The sequence below is a fragment of the Bacteroidales bacterium genome (assembly GCA_021648725.1).
In the GTDB taxonomy this organism is placed as follows: domain Bacteria; phylum Bacteroidota; class Bacteroidia; order Bacteroidales; family JAADGE01; genus JAADGE01.
The window spans coordinates 46,632-52,707 of the sequence record JAKISF010000025.1 but is presented as its reverse complement, the minus strand read 5'-3'; the positions used below and the strand labels follow the sequence as shown (position 1 = coordinate 52,707).

The 6,076-nt window shown below is 30.6% G+C and carries 7 protein-coding genes; 4 read left to right on the top strand and 3 right to left on the bottom strand.

Annotated elements, in window-relative coordinates; all coding sequences use genetic code 11:
- Positions 1 to 204: 204 nt before the first annotated feature.
- Positions 205 to 2,001, top strand: a complete 1,797-nt coding sequence (locus tag L3J35_10010) for a bifunctional metallophosphatase/5'-nucleotidase (GenBank protein MCF6366521.1) — start codon at positions 205 to 207, stop codon at positions 1,999 to 2,001.
- Between the two features lie 52 nt (positions 2,002 to 2,053).
- On the opposite strand, the gene L3J35_10005 is transcribed toward L3J35_10010, so the two are convergent.
- The 3 genes from L3J35_10005 to L3J35_09995 are packed head-to-tail and all read right to left on the bottom strand — an operon-like array spanning position 2,054 to position 4,296.
- Entirely contained in the window at positions 2,054 to 2,938 is an 885-nt protein-coding gene (locus tag L3J35_10005) for an NAD kinase (GenBank protein ID MCF6366520.1), read from the bottom strand.
- Between the two features lie 26 nt (positions 2,939 to 2,964).
- Positions 2,965 to 3,558 (bottom strand): response regulator transcription factor, encoded by a 594-nt coding sequence (locus tag L3J35_10000; protein MCF6366519.1) that lies wholly within the window; start codon positions 3,556 to 3,558, stop codon positions 2,965 to 2,967.
- A gap of 6 nt (positions 3,559 to 3,564) precedes the next feature.
- Entirely contained in the window at positions 3,565 to 4,296 is a 732-nt protein-coding gene (locus tag L3J35_09995) for a hypothetical protein (GenBank protein ID MCF6366518.1), read from the bottom strand.
- Positions 4,297 to 4,438: 142 nt separating this feature from the next.
- Between L3J35_09995 and crcB the strand changes: the two genes are divergently transcribed.
- Genes crcB through L3J35_09980 form a run of 3 tightly spaced genes read left to right on the top strand, consistent with a single transcriptional unit; the run spans position 4,439 to position 6,004 of the window.
- Positions 4,439 to 4,810, top strand: a complete 372-nt coding sequence (gene crcB, locus L3J35_09990) for a fluoride efflux transporter CrcB (GenBank protein MCF6366517.1) — start codon at positions 4,439 to 4,441, stop codon at positions 4,808 to 4,810.
- A gap of 12 nt (positions 4,811 to 4,822) precedes the next feature.
- Positions 4,823 to 5,560, top strand: coding sequence for a bifunctional demethylmenaquinone methyltransferase/2-methoxy-6-polyprenyl-1,4-benzoquinol methylase UbiE (ubiE, locus tag L3J35_09985; GenBank protein MCF6366516.1), 738 nt, complete (start codon positions 4,823 to 4,825; stop codon positions 5,558 to 5,560).
- 3 nt (positions 5,561 to 5,563) lie between these two features.
- Entirely contained in the window at positions 5,564 to 6,004 is a 441-nt protein-coding gene (locus L3J35_09980; GenBank protein MCF6366515.1) for a PaaI family thioesterase, read from the top strand.
- Positions 6,005 to 6,076 lie beyond the last annotated feature (72 nt).

The window sequence follows — 6,076 nt, the reverse complement described above, 5'->3', positions numbered from 1 at the left end:
AAAAGATGTCGAAATTAGACTTGAACAAATGGAAAAAAGACACAAGAAAAGAAAATACGATATTGACCTAAATTACAGGAAACAAGCTGAAAAACAGGAAATTTTAACTTAGTAAAGTAGAATTAATAAATATTAAATCTTTTAACAATATGTTATTAAAATAAAATACAATTCTTATTTTTATACTTTTAATAATAAACAATTATGAAATATCTTATTCTCTTTTTAAACCAAACAGCATTAATTCTGTTTTTATCTGTTGTAACAGCAACCGGGCAAGAATTAACAATATTGCATACCAACGATATGCACTCAAAATTAACAGGTTACGGACCCGAAAGCGAATACAGCCCGACTGTAACAAACAACGATAATACATTGGGCGGTTTTGCCAGATTAGCAACACTTTTTGCCGATGAAAAAGCAAAAAATAAAGATGCAACACTAATTGTTGATGCCGGCGATTTCCTTATGGGAAGTCTATTTCATGTAGCTGAAGAAGAAACCGGTTTTCAAATGAACTTAATGAAAGAAATAGGCTACGATGTTATCACTCTCGGAAATCATGAATTTGATTTCGGTTCTGAAGTACTTGCAAATATTTTGGATGTTGCCGAAAAAAGTACCGGTTATCCTAATATTGTTTGTTCAAATATCATTTTTGACAAAAAATCAAAAGCAGATGACAAACTTGAGAAAATATATGATGTCGGAAAAATAAAATCTTACATAATTATTCATAGAAACGGTTTAAAAATAGCAATATTCGGTTTAGTCGGAGAAGATGCAGCCAATGTTGCCCCTTCAAGCAAGCCTGTTAAATTTGCAGAACCTGATGATGCCGCAAAAGAAATAGTAAAAGAAATCAAAACAAATGATAATCCTGACTTAATTATTTGCCTTTCTCACAGCGGAGTATATCCTTCGAAAGACGGAAAATCATTTGTCGGCGAAGATATTGAATTAGCAAAAAAAGTTGCAGGAATTGACATTATCATAAGCGGACACACACATGTTAAAACACCCGAAGCAATTAAAATCAACAATACTTATATTGTGCAAACCGGCAGTTATGCTTCAAATTTGGGAGAAATAAAACTTAAAGTCGAAAACGGTAAAATTTCTTCATTTAACTTTAAACTTATTCCGGTTGACGATAAAATTAACGGAGATAAAACAACAAATGATAAAATAAACAAACAAACAGAATTTATTGATAAAAAATATCTTTCAAAAACAGGATTAACATATAACACAAAAGTTGCTCAAATAACTTTTAATTTAAAAACAGACTACCGAAACTTAAAAAACAGCAACCTCGGACCTTTTATTTCCGATGCAAACAGGTTTTATTTAAAACAAAACGGAATTGATTCTGATTTCGGCTTTGTGGCTTCCGGAACAATCAGAGAGGATTTATTAAAAGGGATGAACGGTATTATTACTGTTCCTGATGTGTTTAGAGTAATGTCACTGGGAAAAGGAAATGATAATATTCCCGGTTACCCGTTGGCAAAAATTTATATTTCGGCAAAAGAGTTAAAAAAACTTTGCGAAGTTATAATTATGTCAAGAGCATCCGGCGGTGACGGCTACTTATACACATCAGGGCTGAAAATTTATGCAGATACCGATAAAATGATGTTACGAAAAGTACAAAAAGTTGAACTGAACGGAAAAATAATTGATACGTCTAAGAAAAACAAACAACTTTACAGTATGGTTGCCAACGGATATTTATTAAGTTTCATAGGCAGAATAAAAAAAATGAGCCACGGACTAATAAAAATAATTCCTAAAGACAAAAACGGCAACCCCGTAAAAGATATGACTAAGCAATATTGTGATATTGATACAAACAAAACCGGCACACAAGAAGCCAAAGAGTGGATTGCATTAATTGAATATATGAAAAGTTTTGAAAAAGGTAACAGCGGTCTTTCCGTTATTCCTGAAAGATATAAAAAAGGAGATGAAAGCTTGGTTGAAATTGAAAAATAACTTGCATTTAGTAAAAACCAGAGTACTTTTATAAGTAATATTTAATAAAATTCTAATTCCTTTTATCAAGTCCCCATAAAAGTTTTTCTCGTATGTTATTAAAAAACGTATGATTTTCAATTCGTATGGTTTTAACTTTAAAATTTGCAGCTTTTATAGTTAAAATAGTATTTTTCTCAACAATTTCAGCTTGATAATCAGCCGAAACCAAATAATTATCAGTTCTTCCCGAAACTTCAATCGTAATTTCATTATCATCAGGAACAACAATAGGTCTTACGGTTAAATTATGAGGAGCAATGGGTGTGAGAATAAAGTTCTGAGAACCCGGAACAACAATAGGTCCGCCCAAGCTTAAAGAATACGCAGTAGAACCTGTCGGTGTTGAAAGTATTAGTCCGTCTGCCCAATAGGTATTTACAAATTCTCCGTTTAAAAAAACTTTAATAGTAATCATTGAGCCTGAATCCCTTTTTTGAACAGTAATTTCATTTAATGCAAAATTAAAATTTTTAAATATTCTTTTATTTGAGTTAACCTCTAATAAAGTTCTTTCTTCAATACTGTATTTTTTTTCATGTATGGCATTTAATGCCGCAGGGATATTGTTCTGTGATATATTTGCCAAAAAGCCCAATCGCCCGCTGTTAATTCCTACAACCGGAATTTGCAAATCACGAACAAACGAAACACTTTCTAAAAATGTTCCGTCACCTCCTATACTGAAAACGATATCAACCTCATCTTTTTTGCTCAAAGCAGAATTAAAAACTTCATCGGGTTTAATATCAAAATTTGAAAACTCTTTAATAAACTGATAATATGGCTCATATATCAAAATTTCATATTTAAACCCTTTTATAATTTTAAAAAACTCAATTATTGAATCTTTAAAACTTTCATTATAGTTTTTTCCGAAAATTGCCGCTTTCATCATAACTCCTGCTTTTTTACTTTTAAACTTTAAACTCCTTCATCAATATCAATAATATTGTTTAAAATAGCATAAACAGTTAAACCCGAAACGGTTTTAATTCCCAACTTCCCGGTAATATTTTTCCTGTGCGTAATTACCGTATGTGTGCTTATAAATAACTCTTCTGCTATTTCTTTATTTGTTTTTCCTAATGCAATTTGTCTTACTACATCTTTTTCTCTTCCGGACAATCCTGTATTTTCATCGGTTTTGCTTTTAGGACTATTTTCTGAAATTAGTATATTAAGTTTTTTAATAATATCGGTTTTGCTTTCATCAACAGATATTTGTTCGTCAAAATAAACAAAATGTTCTTTTTCTCTTTTGCTTCCTGTAAAAATAATAAATTTTGTGTTAATATTTTCAGAAAACAATCTTCTTATATCATCATGCGGGTCATTTACAAGTTTCGCATTAATAATTAAAAAATCAGGCTTATATTTATTTATTGACTTAGCAAGATTATTAACATCCGAAATTTCTTTAATAACCGAAGTTCCCGGAAAACTGTTAATAATTTTCATCAAACCGGTTCTGATAATATATGACTTCTCTGCAATAATAAACGAAACCTTTTCCATGTCAATTTAACTTAATTGCTTTCTTAGTTCATTTTCCATTTCCAAAGCCACCGGTATAACCACAGAATTCTCAATTCCCGTATGATCTGCCATATCTTTCTCTAAGTCAAATATTTCAACTAAAATTTGCTCAGTTATTTCAGAGTTATCAGCCGCAGGCAAATATTTTATTATTATATTCTTCAAGTCCAATAATGCAGAATTTAAATCACTGTGCGTATCGGCATAATTATTTACAGATTTGTTTCGCAAAATAATTACGAATTCAGAACTTAATATATTAGAATTATAATTTTTCTCAACCTCTAAAATAAACGGGTAAACTTCATTCTCTTCATTTGCAGTATGTTCATTAACTTCTGTTCTGTATTGATTAAAAAATTTATTTAAAAGTGATTTGTTCTTTTTGTTTTCATGTCCTTGCCATTTTAATTGGTGAATCAACTTTTCTATTAAAGGCAATTTTATTTGATTAAAGTAATAATGAGATTTCAACAAATAGTTAACAGTTACACTTAAAGGAAAACGCTTTAGGTTTTTAACAGGAGAATAATCTTTGTCATTAAACGCATTCACAATTTCAAGGAAAAAATCCGTTTGTATGCCGTATAATTCACAAACTTGTTTTACACTTTTATCTCCGAAACCGAATTTTATACCAAAACGTGTAACAATAGGAATAAGGTGGTAATTTTGATGTATAAGTTCTGCAAGCTTAATATTTTCCGTAATAATCATTAACTTTTTTTTACAAATATATACTTTATTCTCAAAATGTTTTCCTTTGTATGAAAATCAATGTTTTTTATCTCTTTTTATAAAATTTGTTCAAAAAATCTTATAATTGTTATCTTTGCCGGCAAAATAAAATTTACATTTCATGTTACAAAATATGCTTCTTATAGGAACCGGCGGATTTTTGGGTAGTGTTATGAGATACGGTTCAAACCAAATAATGGTTAAATTGTTTGATTCAACTCATCCCATAGGAACATTCTTCGTTAATATAATCGGAAGTTTTTTAATAGGAATTATATTAGGGCTGTTTGAAAAAGGAGCAATGATGTCTTCTAATTGGAAGCTGTTTTTAGCCGTAGGTTTTTGCGGCGGGTTCACAACATTTTCCGCATTTGCCTTAGAAAATTTTAATTTCTTACAATCTCAGCAATTTATGTTATCTTTTATGTATGTCGGAGTCAGTTTAATTCTTGGATTAGCAGCTGTATATTTCGGTTTTTGGATAGCAAAATAAAAAAAAAGAACTTTGAATAAAGCAGAAACAATATTACCGTATAAAAATTCCGATAAAGGAAAAAAGAAGCAAGTTGCCGAAATGTTCAACAATATTGCTACTAAATACGATTTCCTGAATCATTTTTTATCTTTTAATATTGATAAAATTTGGAGAAAAAAATCAATCGGATTATTAAAAAAATCACAACCGAAAATAATACTTGACGTTGCCACCGGCACGGGAGATTTTGCAGTCCGAATTAATAAAAGCTTAAAACCTGAGAAAATAATCGGTATCGACATATCAACCGGGATGTTAAAAGTCGGTAAAGAAAAAGTTTTAAAAAAGAAATTAAATGAAATTATTGAATTTCAAGAAGGAGATTCCGAGCAAATAAATTTTCCGGATAATTATTTTGATGCCGTGACCGTTGCTTTCGGTGTTCGTAACTTTGAAAACCTGCAAAAAGGAATTAATGAAACGTACCGAGTTTTAAAACCCGAAGGAGAACTTATCGTTTTAGAATTTTCACGACCTGAGAAATTTCCCGTTAAACAACTTTACAATTTCTATTTTAAACGAATTTTACCGTCGGTAGGCAAATTATTCTCAAAAGACATGTCTGCATATTCCTATTTACCGGAATCTGTAGATGCATTTCCTTACGGAGAAAGATTTATTAAAAAAATGGAAAAGTCAGGTTTTAAAAATACATCTGAAAAAAAACTGACATTCGGAATTTCTTCTGTTTATTACGGAAAAAAATAACTTATGGAAGATTTTATAAAAAAAATATTTATAGAAGTTGTTGAACAAAAAATACCGATGGCAAAATTTATCGGTGTCAAAGTATTAGAAATTGACGAAGGCTTTGTCAAACTTCTTTTTCCGTACAGAGATGAATTTATTGGTGACCCCAGAACAAAGCGACTTCACGGCGGATATACGGCAACAGCCGTTGACCTTGCAGGCGGTGTTGCTTCAATGACATATATGACCTCTCCTGATGATGATGTTGCAACAATTGATATGCGTATTGATTATTTACGACCCGGCAAAGCCAAAGACCTTATTGCCGAAGGATATGTTCTGAGTAAAAGACGCAGGTCAATTGTTACCGAAATGAAAATTTATCATTCTGACGATAAAGAAAAAATTATTGCAATAGGCAGAGGCGTTTTCAGAATTAAAAGGAAAGAAGATAACTGTTAATTTTATTTTCACTGCCAAAATTTTTGGCATTTAATCTTTTTTTTATCATCTTTGAGGAAAAATATTTATAAA